Genomic DNA, 19,951 nt, shown 5'->3' on the forward strand with positions numbered 1-19,951 from the left:
GATACATATACAATTGAAAGGCATGCGAACCAATCATTGACCAATTCATGGTCGGTATTTTTTCTCGTTAATATCTTCTGCAGGGTGGACCGGCAGACTACTCGGATCTAAGCACGCTGACTTAGCACCTACATTATTTTCGGATGTCCCTCGTCTGTCTTGCAGGTGATTAGTTCATTCACCTTTCACTATTATTATATGATGTATTAGCTGAATGTACAACCAAATCGACCCACAAATCAGCCTTGGAGATCTTCAAAAATTGCCTGCATTTTAGTTTCAATATTGTAGAGCTCACCAGCGTATTCTTTTAAATTACCAGCGTGCTCATCAACCTTTTCTTTTGGAACGTTTGTCTTATATCTCAACTTGTGCTCCAAGCTGGCCCACATATCCATTCCGATTGTGCGTAGCTGGACTTCAACTGGAACGTCAAAGACACCGTTGGACTGAAAGACCGGTACTGATACAACCAAGTGCAGGCTGCGATAACCACTTGGCTTGGGGTTTTTAATATAGTCTTTTCGCTTTAACAAGGTGACATCGGACTGCTGAGTCAAAGCACTCTCAACCCGATAAACATCATCAATATAATTGGTGATCACCCGAATGCCACCGATGTCTTGGATATTCTTTCGGATGGTATCCAAGTCCATGGACAATCCTTTTTTGACAACTTTCCCTGCAAGGCTGCGGACACTCTTCATCCGCTCTTCCATGTGGTGAATGGGATTATGGTCATAATTCATCGAATACTCATCATCCAGATTTTCAAGCTTTGTTCCAATCTCATTAACACCGGAATGACGCAGCTGGTACAGCTGGGCAAGTTCTTTTAAATTTTCAACTTGGCCTTCAAAGGGTGATCCCTTGAGATCATTCGTTATTTGTTTAATATCGACAAAATTGTTTCGTTCCAATATCATTTTTTGTTCCTCTAATCATTATAAAATTGGCGACAACAGCCGACTGAACGTTTGCTTAAACTTCAGCCAAAGTGACTGTTTCTCAAACATTTCCGGTGTCTGCAGCTCACTAACATCAATGTCATTCAAATAAATGTCACGTAAATCCGTTGAGAACTTCCGATCATAAATAAATGAATTAATTTCAAAATTGAGTTTAAAGCTCCGATAATCCAAGTTGGCAGAACCAACCGAAGCGATTTTGTCATCAATGACCATGGTTTTGGCATGTAAGAAGCCGTTGTTGTAATAATAGATTTTGACGCCTTCTTCAGCTAACTGACGGGCATAGTATTGCGTTGCCCGGTAGACAAACGGGTGATCCGGCATACTTGGCACCATAATTCGGACGTCAACGCCTGACATTGCGGCAATCCGCAAGGCATCCATGACACTATCGTCTGGAATCAGGTATGGGGATTGAATCCAGCAGTATCTTTTGGCCATCGTAATCAGCTTGATATAGCCCATCTTGATCTGCTGTAAATCGGAATCCGGACCACTGGAAACAATCTGCATGTTCACATTTCCCTTAGTCGTTGTAACTGGGAAGTACTTGGCTTCAACCTGGTCCTCATCGATTTGATCCCGCGGACTTGTTGCATTCCAATCAAGGATAAATCGTGCTTGAAGACCGAAGACGCCGGACCCGATAATTCGAATATGAGTATCACGCCAATTGCCAAACTTTTTCTTGCGGCCAAGGTACTGGTCGCCAATGTTAAACCCACCAGTGTAGCCGATGGTTCCGTCAATCACAATAATCTTTCTATGGTCACGAAAGTTAATACGGAAATCCAAAAGAACTGAGCGGGTATTCAAGAATGGAAAGGCTTTGCCGCCGGCATCAACCAACGGCTGGAAAAACTTCCGGGTTGTTCCCATTGATCCCCATGAATCATAGATGACCCGGACCTCAACCCCTTCACGGGCCTTTTGGACAAGCAGATTTAAAATCTCATTTCCAATCTTATCGTTGTAAAAAGTGTAGAATTCAATATGGATGCTTTTCTTGGCAGCTTCAATGTCACCAATCACTTTATGAAAGAGAGCGTTGCCCCCGGTAAAGATATGAACTTTGTTCTGCCGTGACAAAAATGCATGGTCGGTTGTCATGAACATATCAACGGCTGTTCTGGCATCACTAACGACTTCATCAGCTGGTGTTTTGTTATCATGCCCCAACTGACCACGTTGCTCTTTAAGACGTTCATCAAGCTGCATTTGAACGTGTTTATGTAATTTAAATAATCTGTTCTTTGGCAGTTTTCGGCCAAGAAAGGCGTAGGCAATAAAACCGACCAGCGGTAAAAATACCAGCACCAAAAGCCAAGCCCAAATTGCTGCGATATCGCGTTTCTCCCTGAACACGGTAAAAATCGCCAGGATGGCGTTAATTACAACTATGATATTAAAAATCATTGACCAATCAATGTTCATTTTTTCCTCCCGATAACCTGTTTTAGGCTAAAATAAGAATGCATACTGTAAGTATACTAGAAAGAAGCGGAAATATTATGGATTTATCGAATTTTTTTGTAGTGGGAATTCATGGTTTTCACTCCATATTCTTTTTTCATTTAATTTTTAGAGAACAGCCGATCCTTGGATTTGGGCTGATCTTGGCAATTGTTTTATATCTTATTTATCGAAAAATGAACCGTTAGCAATTATTCAAAAACTTATTCAAAGGAAGTTAGTAATGGAAAAGAAAAAGAAAATCGACCGTTGGATTGCCCTCACTGCGATGGGCCTCGGTGTGTTTATGGGACTGCTTGACGTTACCGTCGTCAACGTTGCCCTCCCAACAATGGCAAGAGGATTTAAAACAACTTTTACGGATCTGCAGTGGGTCTTAAACGCCTACACGCTGGTCTATGCGGTCACTTTAATGATTATGTCCAAATTGGGCGATATGTATGGCCGGAAGAAAATTTTCCTGGGATCACTCATCTTATTCGTCGTTGCATCGGCAATCAACGGAATGGCCCCCAGCCTATTCATCCTCGACATTGGCCGTGGGGTTCAGGCAATTGGTGGTGCCGGTATGATGTCACTCTCAATGGCCCTGGTTGCATCGAACTTTTCAGGTAAGGAACGGGGATTGGCACTGGGTATTCTGGGTTCAATCATTGGTGTTTCATCAGCCTCCGGTCCGCTGATCGGTGGTTACCTGGTCGAACATTTTGGCTGGCCGGCAATCTTCTTTGTAAACGTCCCATTTGGGATCATCGCGGTTTTTCTAACCGTCGTTTACGTACGGGAAACTCCAAGCTATGGTAAGAATCATAAAATTGATTTGGTCGGCATGATTCTCTCAGCTATCGGACTTTTCGCTGTCATTTATGGTTTGATTGTCAAAGAAGGCCATCCTCACTGGGCTTGGACGGATGCCCGGGTCAGCGGCCTGCTGATTAGTGGAATTGTCGTTATGATCGTCTTCGTCTTTGTCGAAATGCGCGTGGAAGATCCGATGATTGATATTAAGATGTTCAAACGCCCCCATTTTCTGGGAACCATCATCGTTGCCTTTGCTTTAGGATCAGGGATTTACGCCTACAACGCATTTCTGACCGCGCTGATGCAGAACTACATCGGTTATTCAGCCGTTCAAACTGGGGTTCGACAATTGACAATTAGTGCCTGGTCACTGGTTCTCGGACCAGTTGCCGGAATCTTAAGTTCCAGATATTCCAAGAAATGGATGATCGTCGGCAGCATGGTCATTGGTGGTATCGGCTTCTTCCTAATGGCCAATGCCATCAGCCCAGTAGTGACATTCGTTGAACTTTGGCCCGGCATGGTTTTGATGGGGCTTGCCAACGGAATGGTCAACCCACTTCTGAATACTGCCGGAATGGAAGGAACTTTGCCTCAAGATATGGGGATGGTATCCGGGTTGCTTAACGTTTTCAGGCAATTTGGAACAACGGTTGGTGTTGTTGGCCTGGGACTCATTCAGGATGCGCAATTTGAAAATCATTTGAATGCTCGAATGCCCAGCTTGGAAATGCCGGCTAAAATTATGAATAACATCAAAGATGCCCTGGTAAACGCCGGCCCATTCTCCGGTCACACAATTGCATTTTCAAGCAGAATGGAACACGCCCCATTTGCCAAAGCACTCCAGAAAATCGTCATTCATGCGTATGATAATGGAATGGCAGCCGTCGCTGTCACATCAGGCGTCATTGTGATCGTTGGTGCCATTGGTGCCGCCTTCTTAATGAGAAGTTATGTGGATAGCGTCCACGTTGAAATCAAACAGAATAAATAACTTAAAACAGCTGAATGAAGGACGTTTCTGTTAAGTATCATTGGTCCACAAAACGAGGCCGGGACAAAAGTGAATGCTTTTGCCTCGGCCTCGTTTTATTGTCATTTGATATGATTTTTCGGAAACGCGCAACAACTCTGGAACCAAACCGCCTTCAATTACTACCGATACAACTCCGGTCGGCGGTCTTCAAATACCGGCATGAATCCTCGAGCATCATCGGTTTCCTTAGTATCAATGGTAAATGTCTTTAATTGTGGCTGGTCATCCAACGTCAGAACTTCGTCACCCATTGGATTGTAAATGCCCGAGTGACCGCCAAATGCATTATCCGGATCACTGCCAACACGATTAACAGCCACAACAAAGCTTTGGTTTTCAATCGCTCTGGCAGCTAACAATCGTCGCCACTGGGGAATCCTTGACGTCGGCCATTCAGCTGGGACAAACAAGATCCGACTGTCATCCAGACTTAATGTCCGCAGCCACTCTGGAAAACGAATGTCGTAACAGATCACGCTGGCGGCGCTAACCCCTTTGATCTGAAAATGATCTTCCTCACAGCCGGCTGCCAAATACTCATCTTCGTGCATAAGGCCAAACAGGTGCACCTTATCATAGGATGTCAGCAGTTTGCCATCAGGTCCAAAAATATACGTGGTGTTGTAGAACGTATCATTTTTAGAGGTGGAAACCGATCCGCCATGAATCGTTATCTGATATTTCTTTGCCAAGCTTGCAAGCAGCTTTTGAGTTCGCTCGCCATCCACATCAGCGACCTCATCCAACCTTGTTAAATCGTAGCCGGTATTCCACATCTCAGGGAAAACCACCATGTCGGCATCTTGTTCCGCCGCCTTTTGAACATTGGGTTCAATCTGCGAAAAGTTCGCGTCCGGATCGCCAAATTTAATATCAAGCTGTGCCAATGCAATTGTTATTTTCATGTGACTGTCTCCCCCGTTTTTCCAAAATTATACAACAAAAAAACACATTCACCAATCATTGGCAATGTGTTGATTATCCACTATATAACAGCTGTAATTGCTGCGATGAGCCCAAAAATAACGCCGGGCACATCTGCCACAATCAAAATCCAATCCCGCTTTGGCTTAACCCAGCCATATGCAACCCATAATGCAGCGTTGATTGCCGCACAGAAAGGTTGAATAAATGACGTTGGCTGGCCATTCAAATTTTGCAGGATTTCACCTATGTATGAAATATACATGATCATATTCGCAACGGTCGCGATATCCCCGATCACTTTTTCCTCACTAAATACCTGTTTGTTCTCATGTAGTTGACTACCACCAGGGTGACTCAACTGACTTTGCACACTAACATCCCCTCGTCTCTCTTATGTACCGTGATACCATACTCCAGCAAAGAATACTAGGCATTTTGGAGATTGTATCGAACAATTTCCTGAATTAAATGAACCGGGAGCGGCTGATCAACTGGCAACTGGATGGCCCCGATGCTAGTCTGATAGTCTTTAAGCTGGTTTTTAAATTCAACAATCGCCTTTGACCCCGGATAAATTCCAATATGATTCTTAAAGTTTGCGAAGTGGATAATGTTTTTATGAAAGTGAAAGGTTGGCATCCCGTAAGAAATTTTTTCGTCATAATTTTCCGGCATTTGCTCACTGATAATCCGATAAAGTTCATTAAGCTTGGTTTGCCTTGATACAGGCTGGTTTTCAATGTATTCTCTCACAAGTTTTTCCATATATTCGGCCTTCTTTTTGAAATGTTTTTAAATTATTTAATTAAAATCTGTTGACAAACACATTATAAGGCTCTAATATACAAAGCAACAATTAATTCGTCCATAAAACCGATGAAGTGGAGATCAAGATCATTGTGCACGCAAAGAGAGCTGCCGTTGCTGAGAGTGCAGTCGAACGCAGATGATTAAATGGACCACTGAGGGTTCTTCCGAAAGTTACCGAGTACGGAGAAACGTGTTGACATACGTAAGTTGTCGGAGGGATGTTAGTCCCTTGCTAAGAGTGATTAATTGGGGAACTTAACAGATACAATCTATCTCCCCTGATTAATTGAACTAAGGTGGCACCGCGGAATAATCCGTCCTTAACAATCAACTTTGTTATGGACGGATTATTTTTTTGAATAAATGGAGGTCACACTTATGAAAAAAGAAATTAAACGATGGCAAATCATAGATTGAACTTTAAATTACTGAAACTAGACACTTACTAGAACAGCTGCTCCAAGCAGATAACCGCTTGGATCCGCTCACTAAATATTTGGAGGAACTCATTATGATAAAACAAGCCATTGAAAAAGTTGTAAACCACGAAGATCTTACATTTGAAGAAAGCCAATTAGTTCTTGATGAAATTATGAACGGTGAAACTTCTGAAATTGAAACTGCCAGCCTTTTAACCGCACTAACTGCTAAGAATCCAACCATTGATGAAATTGCCGGCGCTGCTTCATCAATGAGAAATCACGCTTTGAAATTCCCAGAAGCCGGCAACGTTTTGGAAATTGTCGGTACTGGCGGTGACAAAGCCAACACATTCAACATTTCAACGACCAGCGCGATTGTCGTTGCCGCTACCGGAACCAGAGTTGCCAAGCATGGCAACCGGGCCGCTTCATCCAAGAGCGGTGCTGCCGATGTCTTTGAAGCACTTGGCTTAGACATCAACGAAGATCCCGCAACCAGCTTCCAAAGCCTTCAGGAAAACAACCTTTGCTTCCTGTTCGCTCAGGAATATCACAAATCAATGAAGTATGTCGCTCCGGTTCGTAAGGAACTCGGAATCCGCACCATCTTCAATATTCTTGGACCTCTGGCCAACCCAGCTCATCCAACCAGCCAACTCCTGGGCGTTTACGATGAAAGCTTGATTGAACCACTGGCAAATGTTTTGAAGAAGTTAGGCGTTAAAAATGCCATGGTTATCCACGGCCGTGACGGTCTTGATGAAATGACCGTAACCGATGAAACCGCCGTTGTGGAATTACGTGACGGTAAGCTCACCAAATACACATTAACCCCTGAACAATTCAGCTTGAAGCGTGCTAAACGCGAAGATGTCGTTGGTGGAACACCAGAAGAAAATGGTCAAATTACCCGTGATATTCTTGCCGGTAAAAAAGGCCCCAAGAGAGACATTGTCTTACTTAACGCTGGTTCAGCATTGCATCTAGCCCACCCGGAATTAACCATTCAGGAAGGAATCAACTTGGCTGCCAAAGCAATCGATGAAGGCAAGGCTCAAGTAGAACTCAACCGAATGATCACATTCTCCAACAAACGCAAGGACGTGGTTGCATGATTTTAGATGATTTGGTAGCCGCAACTAAGAAACGGCTACACAGACATGAAGCAAAAAAGCCGTTGGCCGAATTAAAGCAGGAAGTTCAACAGATGCTTGCTGATTCCAAGCCCAACTTTCTGGATGTGTTAAATCAGCCAGGACTTCACGTTATCTCCGAAGTCAAAAAGGCATCCCCATCCAAAGGAACCATCGTTAAAGACTTTCCATATTTAAACATTGCCAAAAGCTACGATCAAGCCGGAGCCGATGCCATTTCCGTCCTAACCGAACCTGACTTTTTCAATGGTCATCTTCATTATTTAAAAGAAATCAGCCGGGAAGTCTCAGCCCCAACCCTTCGAAAGGACTTCACCATTGACCCTTACATGATTTACGAAGCCAAAGCCAATGGTGCTTCCATCATTTTGATCATCGTTGCGATTGTCAATGATCAACAATTGAAGGAATACCGGGAACTGGCCGAAAGCTTGGGCATGCAGGCAATCGTTGAAGCCTATACCGCTGATGAAGTGACCAGAGCATTAAAGTCCGGCGCCAAAATCATTGGTATCAACAACCGGAACCTCAAAGACTTCAAAGTGGATTTTCAAAACAGCTTGAAGCTGCGGGCAATGATTCCTGCAGGCATCCCGGTTGTCGCTGAGAGTGGCATCAAAACTCAAGAAGATGTTGAAACACTAGCCAGTGCCGGCTTCAATGCCATTCTTATGGGCGAAACGCTTATGAGAGCCAATAATAAACAGCAATTAATTAAAGAATTCAAAGAAGCTCCAATCAGTTAAACCTTCAGGAGGTGTAAGCATGGTTAAAGTTAAAATTTGCGGGTTAATGAAACCTGATGATATTCAAGCAGTTAATGAAGCTCAAGCCGACTTTGCCGGGTTTGTATTTGCCCCCAGCCGACACTATGTTTCATTAGAAACTGCCCTATCATTACAAACCGAATTAAATCCCGAAATTCAAAAAGTTGGCGTTTTTGTCAAAGAATCAGTTGCCGAGATCATTGCGATTCACCAAGCCGGTGCCATCGACATTGCACAGCTGCACGGTAAAAGCACCCCTGAAGAAATTGCCGAATTACAAGATGCCGGACTCAAAGTTATCCAGGTATTTGAACGTCAATCGATCAACGATCAATCATCCGCAGACTACTTGATGGTTGATAGCGGAAAAGGTTCCGGCCAGACACTGAACTGGGAATCCATTCCCCACACCAACCGAACAATGATCCTGGCTGGCGGTTTAAATCCAAGTAATGTCCGCCATGCAGTGGATGTTGTCAATCCGGATATCGTCGATGTCTCGACCGGAGTCGAAACCAACGGTCAAAAAGATCCGGCAAAAATCATGAACTTTATAAAAAACGCGAAAGAGGAATATGTGCTATGAAAAATTTAACTGAAGCAAAACAAACTAAACGTCCAGGAATCTTCGCCAATACATACGGCGGCCAATACATTCCCGAAACCTTGATGACTGAACTTGAAAAAGTTGATAAAGCATTTCATACCTTGAAAGACGATCCTGATTTTCAAGCTGAATTACATGATCTGCTGGTAAATTACGCCAACCGACCATCCCTTCTCTACTATGCCAAAAACATGACTGAAGACCTTGGCGGTGCCAAAATCTACCTCAAACGAGAAGATTTAAACCATACTGGTGCCCACAAGATCAACAACGTTATCGGCCAAGCCTTACTCGCCAAGCATTTAGGCAAGAAACGCCTAATCGCTGAAACTGGTGCCGGCCAACACGGTGTTGCCACTGCAACGATTGCGGCATTATTCGGGATGGAATGTGAAATCTTCATGGGTAAGGAAGACACCGACCGTCAAAAACTAAACGTCTACCGGATGGAATTATTGGGTGCCAAAGTTCATCCCGTTACCACCGGTTCAATGGTATTAAAAGATGCCATCAACGCCACTTTACAGGAATGGGCTAGTCGTTCCGAAGACACCTTCTATGTAATGGGTTCAGCTGTGGGTCCTTATCCATTCCCAGAAATGGTTAAATATTTCCAAAGTGTCATTAGTAAGGAATCCAAGCAACAACTCAAAGCCAAGGAAAACACATTACCTGATATGGTTGTTGCCTGTGTCGGCGGTGGTAGTAATGCCATTGGTAGTTTTGCCGATTACATCGACGACCCAAGCGTTAAGTTAGTCGGCGTTGAAGCAGCCGGAAAAGGCGTTAACAGTGACAAGACAGCCGCTACCATCGAACGTGGAACAGTCGGTATCTTCCATGGAATGAAGTCATTGTTCCTCCAAAATGAAGACGGCCAAATCAACCCGGTTTACTCAATTTCAGCCGGATTGGATTACCCAGGCGTTGGCCCTGAACATGCAGCGCTTGCCAAAGAAGGCCGAGCTCAATACGTTGGTATTACTGATGATGAAGCCGTTGCCGCATTTGAATATATTGCCCGTCAAGAAGGCATCGTTGCGGCAATTGAAAGCTGTCACGCAGTTGCTTACGTTGAAAAGATTGCCCCAACAATGTCCAAGGATCAGATTATTGTCTGCACCCTCTCAGGACGAGGCGATAAAGACGTTGCCAGCATCGCTAAATACAAAGGAGTAGATATCGATGAGTAATTTATCTGAAATTTTTAAAAACCATAAAGCATTTATTCCGTTTGTCGTTGCTGACGACCCGGATTTTGATACCACTGTTGCCAATATTGTTGCCTTAGCCGAAGGTGGCGCTGACATTGTTGAAGTTGGAATTCCCTTCTCCGATCCAATCGCTGATGGTGGTGTGATTCAAGCTGCCGACCTGCGGGCATTTGATGCCGGCGTCCGTACCAAGACGGTCTTTCAAATCGTCGAAGCAGCCAGAAAACAGACCGACGTGCCAATCGTCTTTCTGACTTACTTAAACATCGTCTTCAAATATGGTTACGATGCCTTTTGTAAAAAGTGTCAGGACTTGGACGTTTCCGGTCTGGTCATTCCCGATATGCCTTACGAAAGCCGGGACGAAATCGTCCCAATAGCCGACAAATATGACATTGATATCATTCCATTAATCGCCCCAACCTCCGGCCACCGGGTCGAAAAGATCGCAAAGGCCGCTTCCGGATTTATCTACGTCGTTTCATCACTTGGAATCACTGGTGAACGAAATGAATTCTTCGATGGATTAAAAGATCTGGTTGCTGAAATTAAAAAGTACACTGACGTTCCAACCGCAATCGGCTTTGGTGTCCATACACCTGAGCAGGCCAAGACAATGGCCGGCATTGCAGATGGTGTCATAATCGGCAGTGCAATTGTTGATATTGTTGCCAAGCAAAAGCAAAATGCCCCTCAAGCTGTTAAGGAATTTACCAAATCAATTCGAGCAGCAGTTGATGAAACTGAAAAAGCGAATGTATAAAAAGAGTTCCCGATGCAATGACGATATTGTATCGGGAACTTTTCTTGAGTTTATGTCTATTTTTATATAGTTATCCCAAATTAAATCCGGTATATTGATCATCGGATTTATGACATTAGTTGTGGAGCTGATAAAATTTGGCCAAAAAAATAACCGCCAATAACTTTAGCCAGTCTGCGGTTATTAATTAACTAAAGAAGTGCTACCGTCTTAAACGGTTTCCACAAGGGAAGTCCTGTTGTCGCAGGGCTTCTTTTTATGTTTTTATTATATCACGCACCCACTATAAACGGCAAAACATATCAAATAATTCCTAACATATATCCCTCCTTTACACATATTATCCATAATATCGCCCTAATTCATCCTTTAAGGGAATCCTAAAACCAATTGTACCCATGATATACTGAAACCAATAAATCATTTCAAATATTGGAGGCCAATACATTGGTAAAAATTGCAGTCATCTTGGGATCCGTCCGCAGTAAGCTCGGGGAATCCATTCTTAAATACCTACAATCACGTTTTTCAGATAATGAAGAAGTCACTTACGATTGGATTCGGTTGGAAGACTTTCCACTAGAACCCTATCACCATGACGAAACACCATTATCCAACCCCATCAGCCATTTAACATCCGGTGAACAGAAGTGGCTTGATCGCTTAAAGAACAACGACGGATACGTTATTTTAACCCCTGAATACGACCATGCCATTCCGGGAGTCTTAAAAAATGCCCTGGATTACGTTGGCCCTGAAGTCGATCACAAGCCGGTTCAAATGCTGAAGATGATCGTTTTGCCGACACCAGTGTTGTTATGGAACGCGAACGATAATTTTACTGAAGCCGGTAAGTTGATTACCAATGCCGATAACAGTGACCACTTTGAACAGCGCCTGAAAGAAGCCTTTCACGAAATTACTTTTTACACTCAACTGTTTCACGATCATCCATTTAAATAACAGAGGCGACTTATGCGACCAATTCTTCCAAATAAAACTGAATTTATCCCTCACGCACCAGCCAACGAACACGAGATCTTTATGGCCATGCGCACCTATCCGGATAACGTCAAAGTCTACCATCCCCACGGCCGCATTGACGCCACGTCGGTCTTTTGGCACAACAAATTACATCCAAATGCCCTAAACTTTGCGGTTTACGTTGATCCAAAAGCAACTGATCAGGACATTCTCTTCAAGCGAATTCTTGACGATATTGAAAAGCTGGCTTGGAAGTTTTCCGACGACCGCATGATCACCCGGGACTACGCGCCTCAGCATCCCTTTAACAAATGGCTGACGTCCAGACATTTCCGCCTGGTCAACAGCGAAATGACTGCGGATCTGCCTCTCGGCAAGCTGTCATTAGGGAATGCCAATCAGCCACAAAATATCGAGTTAATCAGCTTCGGCAAGCTGTTTCAACAGCCTGATTTATCCAAAACCGTTTTGGAAACCAGCCAAGCGGAATATCGCAACCAACAAAGTTTCAATCCGGCAGCTCCGGTTGCTCAAACTGATTGGGACGTGTTGGTATCCCATAATGCGATTCAAACCTGCCCATTTGCTGTACTGGATAACGATCACAGCATCGCTGCTTTCAGCTTCCTATACAAAATTGACGATAAAACCGCCCAACTGGGGATAATGTATGGCACCGATGCCAATTCGTTGAATACGTTGCTAAACCAGCAGCTGCAATGGCTCCAAAGCCACTATCAGACTTTAACCGGCGAATTTCAAATGCGCAGCAAGCTCGACATGAAGATTTTTCAAAGCCTGCCATTTGCCGAAGTGAACAAATACGAAACATATATGCGGCTATCATAAAAAGGCCAACCATCGTCATAAAGACGGTGATTGACCTTTTTGAATCGTTTTTTATTGGAAATGTTTGTATCTGAAATATTTATAGCCAAGCTTATGATTAAACATCGTGTCAGACAAGCCGGTGCGATTGGCCATGAAAATGTAAATTCCCAGTGTAACAAGACCAAATACGACACAGTACATGAATGCCGAAATGAGCCCGCTTGGGAAAATGAATTGGTGAACGCCCCAAGTCAATGCCATCACAATCGCAAAGAACAACAGGTTAACCAAAACGCTGACTTTTAATTTGCCAAATGGAACGTGGAATTCATACATAATCTCACCATAGCTCAATAGGCAGATGAAGCCAAAGCCGATTGCCGTTGAGATGATAGCACCAAATCCCTGGAGAAGAATGACCAAAGGAATTTGGAACAATAACTTGGCAATCAACCCGACGAACAGATAATACATGGCTTTCTTACTGTAGTGAAGTGCCTGCAGCAAGGTCAATCCGTTAATGGCCAAGCCCAGCATCAGACTTTGAAGAATGTTGGCTGCCAGGTATTTGCCGCCCAGTAAGCTGAACGAGAAGAAGATCCCATTGGTTTCATAAGACAGACCACATAGAATCGTCACGATCGGCAACAGGACAAACATCAGCATGTTGACGTTTTGAAAAATTAGGTCACCGACGTTGGATTTTTTGGATGCCTGACTGTTTGCCAGCAAAGGCAGTGTCGTCTCGGCAACGGCCAACGCCAACGAAACAACAACGGTTGTAATCTTCGTTGGGTTAGCGGAAAACAGCGTGTAAATATATTGCGTATATTCGGCAGAAAAGTGCTGAACGCCCTGCATAACCTGTTTGAAGAACAACTGGTCAATTAACTGACTTAACGTAATTCCGGATCCAACAATGACAAACGGAATTGATTCATAGGCAATCATCGTAAAGATCTTCTTGATACTGGTTAAATCAAACGGCTTACTCTTTTCAGCCAATTTGGCATAGTTTGCGGTTTGTTTTCGATAATAGATCCCCAGGTAGATATAACTGGCAACAGCACCGACAAAGGCGGCCATCACACTGAGATAAACGGCTTCAATATAACTGCGATGAAGAACGTTAATCACAATGTAAGTTGATCCCAGGATAAACACAATCCGGATAAACTGTTCCCAAAGTTGAGAAACACCATATGGCTTTAAATCCTGGTTACCCTGAAACCAGCCTCTAATACTGCTCATGGACGGTAAAATGACGATTGCGGGTACCAATACTCGAATGGATGTAATCGCACTCTGAGTGGAAACCACAGGGCTATTCTTGGCAATCACCGGGGCAATCACCCACAAAATGATTCCGCAGATAATTCCCGACAGCAGCATGACAAACGAACCAACCTTTGCTAACTGACGTGAATTCAAAAATTTATTTTGACCATTATAAATGGCAACCCGCCGGGCAATTGCTGACGGAAAGCCGGCAGTTCCCAAGGCAATAAAGAGACCATAAGGGTTATACGAGGCGTTGAATAAAGCCATCGCAACGTTCTTATGGGCAGGTGAACCAATCATATACAGCCAGGGAATTAAATAAATGATGCCAAGGACCCGTGAAAAGATACTTCCAAAGGATAGCCAGAAGGAACCTGACATGATTTTTTTATTCATGGAGAAACGCACACTTTCTATAATTTCTAGTAAACATCATTATAGTATGTTTTGAGTGAGTTTGCTATCACAGAAAAAAAGCCGGGGCAAAAGCATCAACTTTTGTCCCGGCCATTTAACTTTATCTGGTTTGTGGATTTGTTGGAAGTCCACGTTTTAAGCACAACTAAATGGAAACCCTGCTATTCATTTGATACCTGAGCGTCCTTTTGAATCTCTGGTGATAGATCATACATCTTGGCTGCTTCCGTCAGCATTGCGTGGTAGGCGTACGAACCGTCTCGATATGGTTCAATAACCACTTCATCAGCGATCTTTGAAAATGGCTTCTTGCCATCTTTCACCTGTGCTGAATCCAAGTCCGCAACAATTTTCTTTTCCACATCGGAATAGCTGCCTGGGATCTGTTCGGTCTTTAAACTGCCTTGAATAGAAATTTTACTCATATAAATTCCTCACAATCTATCGGTTTTTTGGTATATTCATACCGCAAAGATGAAAGCGGTATCTCTATATACATCATACCAATTTATTGTCTTCTATTTCACCAAAAATCGAAATTAATGTCAAATTTAATAATTAAATCGCAATATATTAAAAATCACCATCCCGACGAATAGCCGGAATGGTGATCTTTTAGTTATTTATGGTAAAAATAACTCGTTTGAACTTTGTTAGTATCAGCTGATTTATAGTACATCTTCAATGCGGTTTTACCATTATGCTTAACGTGCTTTAAGTAAACCGGCTGGTTCTCTGAAAGTAAGGTCAACTTCCAGTAACCATGCTTGTTGGCTTTGTTGGCAACATTAAACAGGAAACTACGGCTCTTGGTTGAATTGTACTTTTTAACATTCACATAATAAGTTCGGGCTTCTTTTTGCTCAGACTTCTTCGATGACCCCTGGCGGAATGAATATTTGGTCAGGCGGTATTTAACCGGCACGTTGCCAAATAGGTCATCGTGATATTTACCGTACCAAGTTCCCTGAATTGTCTTGGGAACGGCGTGGCTGGTTGTCTTTGCTTGTGCAGGCTGAGCCTCGGTTGCCACAAGAGCAACGCCAAGTGCTACGGCCAAGAATGATACAGTTTTGGTAAATTTCATACAACTATCCTTTCATTTGCAAAAAAGCAATTGGAAGTAGTTTAACAGAAATCACCCAGCCATGCAAAAATGACGCAATTACTTGTATGCTTTAGCCAATTTATCAAAGTTGATGGTTCCAAGACCGGTTGCTTGATTATAAATCGTGTTTGGCTGACCGGTATAGTACATATTGGAATTGTCAGTTGTACTGTTCATTGGGGTAAATGGCGAATCGCTGGTTTGTGCCAATTGATAAATCTGAGGATTCCAGAATCCCATTGGCTGACGACCCGACAAACTATTAATCACAGCAGTCGCACCCGCGATTTGAGGGCCAACGATACTGGTTCCGCCATTTTCCTGCCAACCATTTCCGTGCTTTGATTTCATGTAAACATTATAACCAGTGGTTGGATCGGCATTGGCCGCCACGTCAGGATAATTCCGGCCATAATCGGTTCCAGTGATCAAAGGCTGGCCAAAAATTGGTTGATTCAAATTAGACAGATAGGTTCGGGCAGCAAAAGTATTAACCCCTTTGACACCTTGTTGATAAGTAGGAGTTGAATACAGATGGCTGAAACCACCGCCACCACCGGCACCCAGAATCATTAATAGGCCGGGGGTGCTGTTCAACATCTCGGGATTGTTTTGGAGCACGTCCCAATAATAATCGGAACCCCATGCCCGTTCTTTTGACGCAGAAATAGTGGCACCGGATCCAAGCTTATGCGTGAATGGTAAGGTTGTTCCACCAACCGAAGTGATAAATGGATTGGTGTTGATTGGATCGGCAACATCAGTCTTACGGTCAAGCAGTACCCGGTTACCGCTGATTCCTCTCATTGAATACATTGGCGCACCGGTATCACCGGAAGCAGCAAAGGTTGAAATGCCCTGCAATGCACCTTGAGCAAATAACAAATTAAACAAATTGACGTAATGAGGATCCATCACACCACGATTAATCAAAAGATTGTAATACTCATCCGAACCGGTTCCCCAACTGAGCGAAAGTGAGGAAACCTTTGCTTCCTGATAGGCAGTTGAAAATGCGTTGGTAATATTTTGCAGGTTCGGCAGTGGATTCTTTGATTCATACATCCGAACATCTGCCTGAGGAGCAACCGAACCGGCATACTCAACATCCATGGTTGCTTCATCATCAGCAGGACTGAGAAAGTCCTTATTGAAAATATCTCCCTGAACATTTTTAACGGTAAAGCGGCTGCTTGCCGTGCTGGCATTTTCATGTTTCCAGAAGTGCAGGACATCGCTGCGACGCACACCACCAAACGTAATCAAGCCAACTGTCTGGCCTTTACCTGTGGCACCTTGCTGATACAGCTTGTCCAGATTGTAGCGGTTAACAAACCGGCTGGTGCCACCGGCTTCGTAATAGCCGGAATCACCTTTGGTGTCAGCGGACAGGTTAGCTGCTGGATTTTTAACATCAAATTGCATATTGGAATCAGGATAGAAATACTTTTTATTATGATCGGTCATTCCAATAACTGTGTAGACCGTATCAGATAATCTGCCCGGAATTTTTGGGGCATGCTTCCCAAACTGCAATGGATTTGAATGGTAGGTGGCTTTGTTGATATTGACCTTGAAAGTCTTATCAATATCCTTAATCTTCCCTTTAACAGTCATGACCAAGCCACTCTTAAAGGCATTTGCAGTTAAATGGTGCTTCTTCAAATAAGTCTTCCAGTCATTTGTAACTGAAGTTGGCTGACCATACTTGTCACGAATCCCGTCCTGAGTTATGTAATGCTTAAATTGTGAATTTCCAGGGGTATTAACAGCCAGCGCGTCACTGTACATCTGGCCTTCATTACGTGGCTTTAAAATAATATCAAAAGTTGTGGTATTATTCGGCTTTAACTGGGTCGGTGTCAGCATCTTTGCCGACGTCATGTTTGAGTATGTTTCCGTGATCGGATCAACTTTTTGTGGCGTCTTTTTGGCAGAAGCTTTCTGCCCGTTTATTCCAATCGCAAATAACGCCCCAAGCGTTACTGCGGCAAATTTTCCCCAACTACTCATAATAACCGCTCCTCAATTGAATCAATTTTTGCTTTCCAATTCATATAATACCACTGCCACTGGATTTGAATGGGTTTGAAGCTGTTGCTCAAACAAATCAAATGCCCCCAAATAAAAATTCACCACCCAAAAATCATGAATGGTTTTTGGATGATGAATGCTAGTTACCTAAATTATCAAATTTTATTGAGCAGTTGAACCGCCATCAACAACAAACTCTGAACCGGTTGAGTAACTTGAATCATCCGAAGCCACGAACAAGACCATCTTCGAAACTTCTTCAGGGTTACCGATTCGTTTCAGTGGAATTGCGCTGATAAATTCATCAACCGCTGATCCGATGTTATCTTGGTGAACCATTGGTGTATCAATCGCACCTGGGTGAACTGAGTTAACTCGAATTCCGTAAGGAGCAAATTCCAAAGCAGCTGCTTTGGTCATCCCACGAACCGCATACTTGGAATCAGTATAACCAATGGAGTTAGGTGTTCCGACTAATCCGGCAATGGATGAGATGTTCACAATACTGCCGTGACCATTCTTTTTCATTTCTGCAGACGCATATTTCATGCCAAGAAAGACTGAAACTTGGTTAACCTTAACAATCTTCATATAGTCGTCAACTGTCAGGTCAGAGATTGGTTTAGCAAATGTAATTCCGGCATTGTTAACCAAAATATCCAGTTTTCCAAACTTCTTAACGGTTTGATCAATGACATTCTTCCAGTCGTCTTCACTTGTAACATCCTGCTTAACAAACATTGCGTTATCGCCAAGTTCTTTTGCCAACTCCGTTCCTTTGTCTTCTTTGACATCGGTAATAACGACTTTTGCGCCTTCTTTAATAAATAATTTGGCGTGGCTTGCACCCATTCCTTGAGAAGCCCCAGTAATAATTGCAACTTTATTATCTAATTTCCCCATAATGATGTCTCCTTTTTACTGTAAGCGTTTCCTATCAACACCTACAGTATAAACACATCCATAGGAGAGTGTTCATTATTAGTCTCGGAATTGAGGCACCTCATTTAATCACTTGGATTGGGCTAAATCCGATTTTGCCGACACGTCTTCTTCGGATTCATCGACCTTGATTCCGGCAATAACCCCGGCGATTCCAAGCAGCAGGGCACAGATTCCAAAGATAATCCAGCTGTAAGTAATTCCCCGGCTGCCAATATTGGCAATCGTCAAGAAGAAGGCACTCCCAACTGGCGCACCAATCAAAACGGCCATGTTCACAAATCCCATTGAGGCGCCCAATCGATCATCAGGAATGATTCTGATGACCAGAGCCGACACTCTGGGGTTTAATTTCCCCAAAACGTACCCGCTTGTAAAACTTAAAATGGTTATCAATAGAATGGATTTACCAGTCACAAAGTAACCTGCCAGGACAACCAACATAAAACAGACATAAGTAATCATGGTCGAAAACTTCGTATGAGCCAAAAAATCACGCGAAATGAGCGATCCAAGAACGGTCCCAACAGATGTCGCAATACTTACCAGGGCAACCGTGGTTCCGTAATTTCCAAACCAAAGATTGTGATTATGAAGTAAGGAAACGTTGATCATCCCATTCATGGCACTGAAGAACGTATTCATCGCAAACGCAAACGATAGAATCAGCACGAGGATTTTTTTCGAAAACATAAATTTTGCGGTTGTCCGCATGCTTTTAAAAATCGGTTCCGGCTTATGCATGTCGGCATCCGGTTGATTGACGCTTAATTGCGGATCAATCTTCTGAAATATGGATTTACGCGTCCAAATAATCAGTGCCGCAACACTGAACGTCAACGCGTTAATTACGCCAAACAAGCCGTAATTATAATTCAGCCAAACAATGGCTACTGACCCGATGCCTTGAAAGGCCAACTGCAGCGTTGTGTCAGTTGCCATCTCAAAGCCCATTGCATCATTTAATTCGTTGTCCGGTACCAAGTGCCTAAAGTAAGGTAATTCCAGACCACTGGCAAACATCCCTAGACAGTCGCTTGATACATTAATGGCCAATAAGATTCCAAAGATCCAAAGAGATTCATGCATCCCAATCAGAAATGCCAACATCATGAACAATCCAAACTGAATAAGACGTGAGGATACCATCCATTCATATTTATGGTGCGTGTTATCGGCATAGTATCCCAGGAAGACATTAATAATCTGGGGAATATAGACAACAAACGACGCCAAACTAACCGCTAACGTTTTAAATGATAAACTGCCGGCATAGATGATAAAAACAATGTTGAACAGACTGTTTCCAATGCCATTAAAGAGAGCGGCATTAATCAGTGCCCGATACCCTTTACTTCTAAAATATGAATGCATGTGTCACGCCCTCTTTCCTGCTGTTGATAAGA

19 protein-coding genes and 1 other annotated feature are annotated in these 19,951 nt (G+C 43.3%); of the genes, 8 read left to right on the forward strand and 11 right to left on the reverse strand.

Annotated elements, in window-relative coordinates; all coding sequences use genetic code 11:
* Positions 1-239 precede the first annotated feature (239 nt).
* On the reverse strand, positions 240-926 hold the full coding sequence (locus tag LKE01_RS06730) for a GTP pyrophosphokinase (protein ID WP_054769308.1): 687 nt from the start codon (positions 924-926) through the stop codon (positions 240-242).
* 18 nt (positions 927-944) lie between these two features.
* Positions 945-2,405 (reverse strand): cardiolipin synthase, encoded by a 1,461-nt coding sequence (cls, locus tag LKE01_RS06735; RefSeq protein ID WP_056981553.1) that lies wholly within the window; start codon positions 2,403-2,405, stop codon positions 945-947.
* Between the two features lie 262 nt (positions 2,406-2,667).
* Here cls and LKE01_RS06740 point away from each other — a divergent pair, with 262 nt between their 5' ends.
* Positions 2,668-4,242, forward strand: coding sequence for an MFS transporter (locus tag LKE01_RS06740; protein WP_056981555.1), 1,575 nt, complete (start codon positions 2,668-2,670; stop codon positions 4,240-4,242).
* Positions 4,243-4,403: 161 nt separating this feature from the next.
* On the opposite strand, the gene LKE01_RS06745 is transcribed toward LKE01_RS06740, so the two are convergent.
* From LKE01_RS06745 to LKE01_RS06755, 3 genes are all read right to left on the reverse strand, one after another.
* A complete protein-coding gene (locus LKE01_RS06745) occupies positions 4,404-5,189 on the reverse strand; it encodes a carbon-nitrogen family hydrolase (RefSeq protein ID WP_054769309.1) in 786 nt (261 codons plus the stop codon).
* An 80-nt stretch (positions 5,190-5,269) separates the two neighbouring features.
* The gene (locus LKE01_RS06750) at positions 5,270-5,581 is read right to left on the reverse strand and encodes a SemiSWEET family transporter (protein WP_054769310.1); all 312 of its coding nucleotides are present in this window, start codon (positions 5,579-5,581) and stop codon (positions 5,270-5,272) included.
* A 56-nt stretch (positions 5,582-5,637) separates the two neighbouring features.
* Positions 5,638-5,976, reverse strand: coding sequence for an iron chaperone (locus LKE01_RS06755; RefSeq protein WP_054769311.1), 339 nt, complete (start codon positions 5,974-5,976; stop codon positions 5,638-5,640).
* A gap of 102 nt (positions 5,977-6,078) precedes the next feature.
* Positions 6,079-6,346 (forward strand) — a binding site (T-box leader).
* A gap of 186 nt (positions 6,347-6,532) precedes the next feature.
* Between LKE01_RS06755 and trpD the strand changes: the two genes are divergently transcribed.
* The 7 genes from trpD to LKE01_RS06790 all read left to right on the forward strand — a co-directional run bounded on the left by trpD (position 6,533) and on the right by LKE01_RS06790 (position 12,781).
* The gene (gene trpD, locus LKE01_RS06760; protein ID WP_054769312.1) at positions 6,533-7,558 is read left to right on the forward strand and encodes an anthranilate phosphoribosyltransferase; all 1,026 of its coding nucleotides are present in this window, start codon (positions 6,533-6,535) and stop codon (positions 7,556-7,558) included.
* Positions 7,555-8,343 (forward strand): indole-3-glycerol phosphate synthase TrpC, encoded by a 789-nt coding sequence (gene trpC, locus LKE01_RS06765; protein WP_054769313.1) that lies wholly within the window; start codon positions 7,555-7,557, stop codon positions 8,341-8,343. Before trpD ends, trpC begins: the two co-directional genes overlap by 4 nt.
* Before the next feature lie 19 nt (positions 8,344-8,362).
* The gene (locus tag LKE01_RS06770; protein WP_056981557.1) at positions 8,363-8,950 is read left to right on the forward strand and encodes a phosphoribosylanthranilate isomerase; all 588 of its coding nucleotides are present in this window, start codon (positions 8,363-8,365) and stop codon (positions 8,948-8,950) included.
* A complete protein-coding gene (trpB, locus tag LKE01_RS06775; protein ID WP_056981560.1) occupies positions 8,947-10,164 on the forward strand; it encodes a tryptophan synthase subunit beta in 1,218 nt (405 codons plus the stop codon). Before LKE01_RS06770 ends, trpB begins: the two co-directional genes overlap by 4 nt.
* Positions 10,157-10,948, forward strand: a complete 792-nt coding sequence (trpA, locus tag LKE01_RS06780) for a tryptophan synthase subunit alpha (RefSeq protein ID WP_054769315.1) — start codon at positions 10,157-10,159, stop codon at positions 10,946-10,948. Before trpB ends, trpA begins: the two co-directional genes overlap by 8 nt.
* Before the next feature lie 447 nt (positions 10,949-11,395).
* A complete protein-coding gene (locus LKE01_RS06785; RefSeq protein WP_056981562.1) occupies positions 11,396-11,911 on the forward strand; it encodes an NADPH-dependent FMN reductase in 516 nt (171 codons plus the stop codon).
* A gap of 12 nt (positions 11,912-11,923) precedes the next feature.
* Positions 11,924-12,781 (forward strand): hypothetical protein, encoded by an 858-nt coding sequence (locus LKE01_RS06790; RefSeq protein WP_054769316.1) that lies wholly within the window; start codon positions 11,924-11,926, stop codon positions 12,779-12,781.
* Positions 12,782-12,832: 51 nt separating this feature from the next.
* Here the strand turns inward: LKE01_RS06790 and LKE01_RS06795 are convergent, their stop codons facing one another.
* The 6 genes from LKE01_RS06795 to LKE01_RS06820 form a co-directional block, all read right to left on the reverse strand.
* Positions 12,833-14,440, reverse strand: a complete 1,608-nt coding sequence (locus LKE01_RS06795) for a putative polysaccharide biosynthesis protein (RefSeq protein ID WP_056981564.1) — start codon at positions 14,438-14,440, stop codon at positions 12,833-12,835.
* A 182-nt stretch (positions 14,441-14,622) separates the two neighbouring features.
* A complete protein-coding gene (locus LKE01_RS06800; RefSeq protein WP_054769317.1) occupies positions 14,623-14,886 on the reverse strand; it encodes a hypothetical protein in 264 nt (87 codons plus the stop codon).
* A gap of 194 nt (positions 14,887-15,080) precedes the next feature.
* Complete coding sequence (locus LKE01_RS06805; RefSeq protein ID WP_054769318.1) at positions 15,081-15,548, reverse strand: hypothetical protein; 468 nt, start codon at positions 15,546-15,548, stop codon at positions 15,081-15,083.
* A 78-nt stretch (positions 15,549-15,626) separates the two neighbouring features.
* A complete protein-coding gene (locus LKE01_RS06810; RefSeq protein WP_056981566.1) occupies positions 15,627-17,582 on the reverse strand; it encodes a S53 family peptidase in 1,956 nt (651 codons plus the stop codon).
* A gap of 183 nt (positions 17,583-17,765) precedes the next feature.
* Entirely contained in the window at positions 17,766-18,506 is a 741-nt protein-coding gene (locus tag LKE01_RS06815) for a glucose 1-dehydrogenase (protein WP_054769319.1), read from the reverse strand.
* A gap of 108 nt (positions 18,507-18,614) precedes the next feature.
* Entirely contained in the window at positions 18,615-19,919 is a 1,305-nt protein-coding gene (locus tag LKE01_RS06820) for an MFS transporter (RefSeq protein WP_056981568.1), read from the reverse strand.
* Positions 19,920-19,951: the final 32 nt, after the last annotated feature.

Source organism: Lentilactobacillus kefiri (assembly GCF_007989105.1).
Taxonomy (GTDB): domain Bacteria; phylum Bacillota; class Bacilli; order Lactobacillales; family Lactobacillaceae; genus Lentilactobacillus; species Lentilactobacillus kefiri.

What these genes read in the sequence shown, in the direction of transcription:
- LKE01_RS06730 (WP_054769308.1), bottom strand. Translation starts at nt 926, where the DNA reads ATGATATTGGAACGAAACAATTTTGTCGATATTAAACAAATAACGAAT.
- cls (WP_056981553.1), bottom strand. Translation starts at nt 2,405, where the DNA reads ATGAACATTGATTGGTCAATGATTTTTAATATCATAGTTGTAATTAAC.
- LKE01_RS06740 (WP_056981555.1), top strand. Translation starts at nt 2,668, where the DNA reads ATGGAAAAGAAAAAGAAAATCGACCGTTGGATTGCCCTCACTGCGATG.
- LKE01_RS06745 (WP_054769309.1), bottom strand. Translation starts at nt 5,189, where the DNA reads ATGAAAATAACAATTGCATTGGCACAGCTTGATATTAAATTTGGCGAT.
- LKE01_RS06755 (WP_054769311.1), bottom strand. Translation starts at nt 5,976, where the DNA reads ATGGAAAAACTTGTGAGAGAATACATTGAAAACCAGCCTGTATCAAGG.
- trpD (WP_054769312.1), top strand. Translation starts at nt 6,533, where the DNA reads ATGATAAAACAAGCCATTGAAAAAGTTGTAAACCACGAAGATCTTACA.
- trpC (WP_054769313.1), top strand. Translation starts at nt 7,555, where the DNA reads ATGATTTTAGATGATTTGGTAGCCGCAACTAAGAAACGGCTACACAGA.
- LKE01_RS06770 (WP_056981557.1), top strand. Translation starts at nt 8,363, where the DNA reads ATGGTTAAAGTTAAAATTTGCGGGTTAATGAAACCTGATGATATTCAA.
- trpB (WP_056981560.1), top strand. Translation starts at nt 8,947, where the DNA reads ATGAAAAATTTAACTGAAGCAAAACAAACTAAACGTCCAGGAATCTTC.
- trpA (WP_054769315.1), top strand. Translation starts at nt 10,157, where the DNA reads ATGAGTAATTTATCTGAAATTTTTAAAAACCATAAAGCATTTATTCCG.
- LKE01_RS06790 (WP_054769316.1), top strand. Translation starts at nt 11,924, where the DNA reads ATGCGACCAATTCTTCCAAATAAAACTGAATTTATCCCTCACGCACCA.
- LKE01_RS06795 (WP_056981564.1), bottom strand. Translation starts at nt 14,440, where the DNA reads ATGAATAAAAAAATCATGTCAGGTTCCTTCTGGCTATCCTTTGGAAGT.
- LKE01_RS06800 (WP_054769317.1), bottom strand. Translation starts at nt 14,886, where the DNA reads ATGAGTAAAATTTCTATTCAAGGCAGTTTAAAGACCGAACAGATCCCA.
- LKE01_RS06805 (WP_054769318.1), bottom strand. Translation starts at nt 15,548, where the DNA reads ATGAAATTTACCAAAACTGTATCATTCTTGGCCGTAGCACTTGGCGTT.
- LKE01_RS06810 (WP_056981566.1), bottom strand. Translation starts at nt 17,582, where the DNA reads ATGAGTAGTTGGGGAAAATTTGCCGCAGTAACGCTTGGGGCGTTATTT.
- LKE01_RS06815 (WP_054769319.1), bottom strand. Translation starts at nt 18,506, where the DNA reads ATGGGGAAATTAGATAATAAAGTTGCAATTATTACTGGGGCTTCTCAA.
- LKE01_RS06820 (WP_056981568.1), bottom strand. Translation starts at nt 19,919, where the DNA reads ATGCATTCATATTTTAGAAGTAAAGGGTATCGGGCACTGATTAATGCC.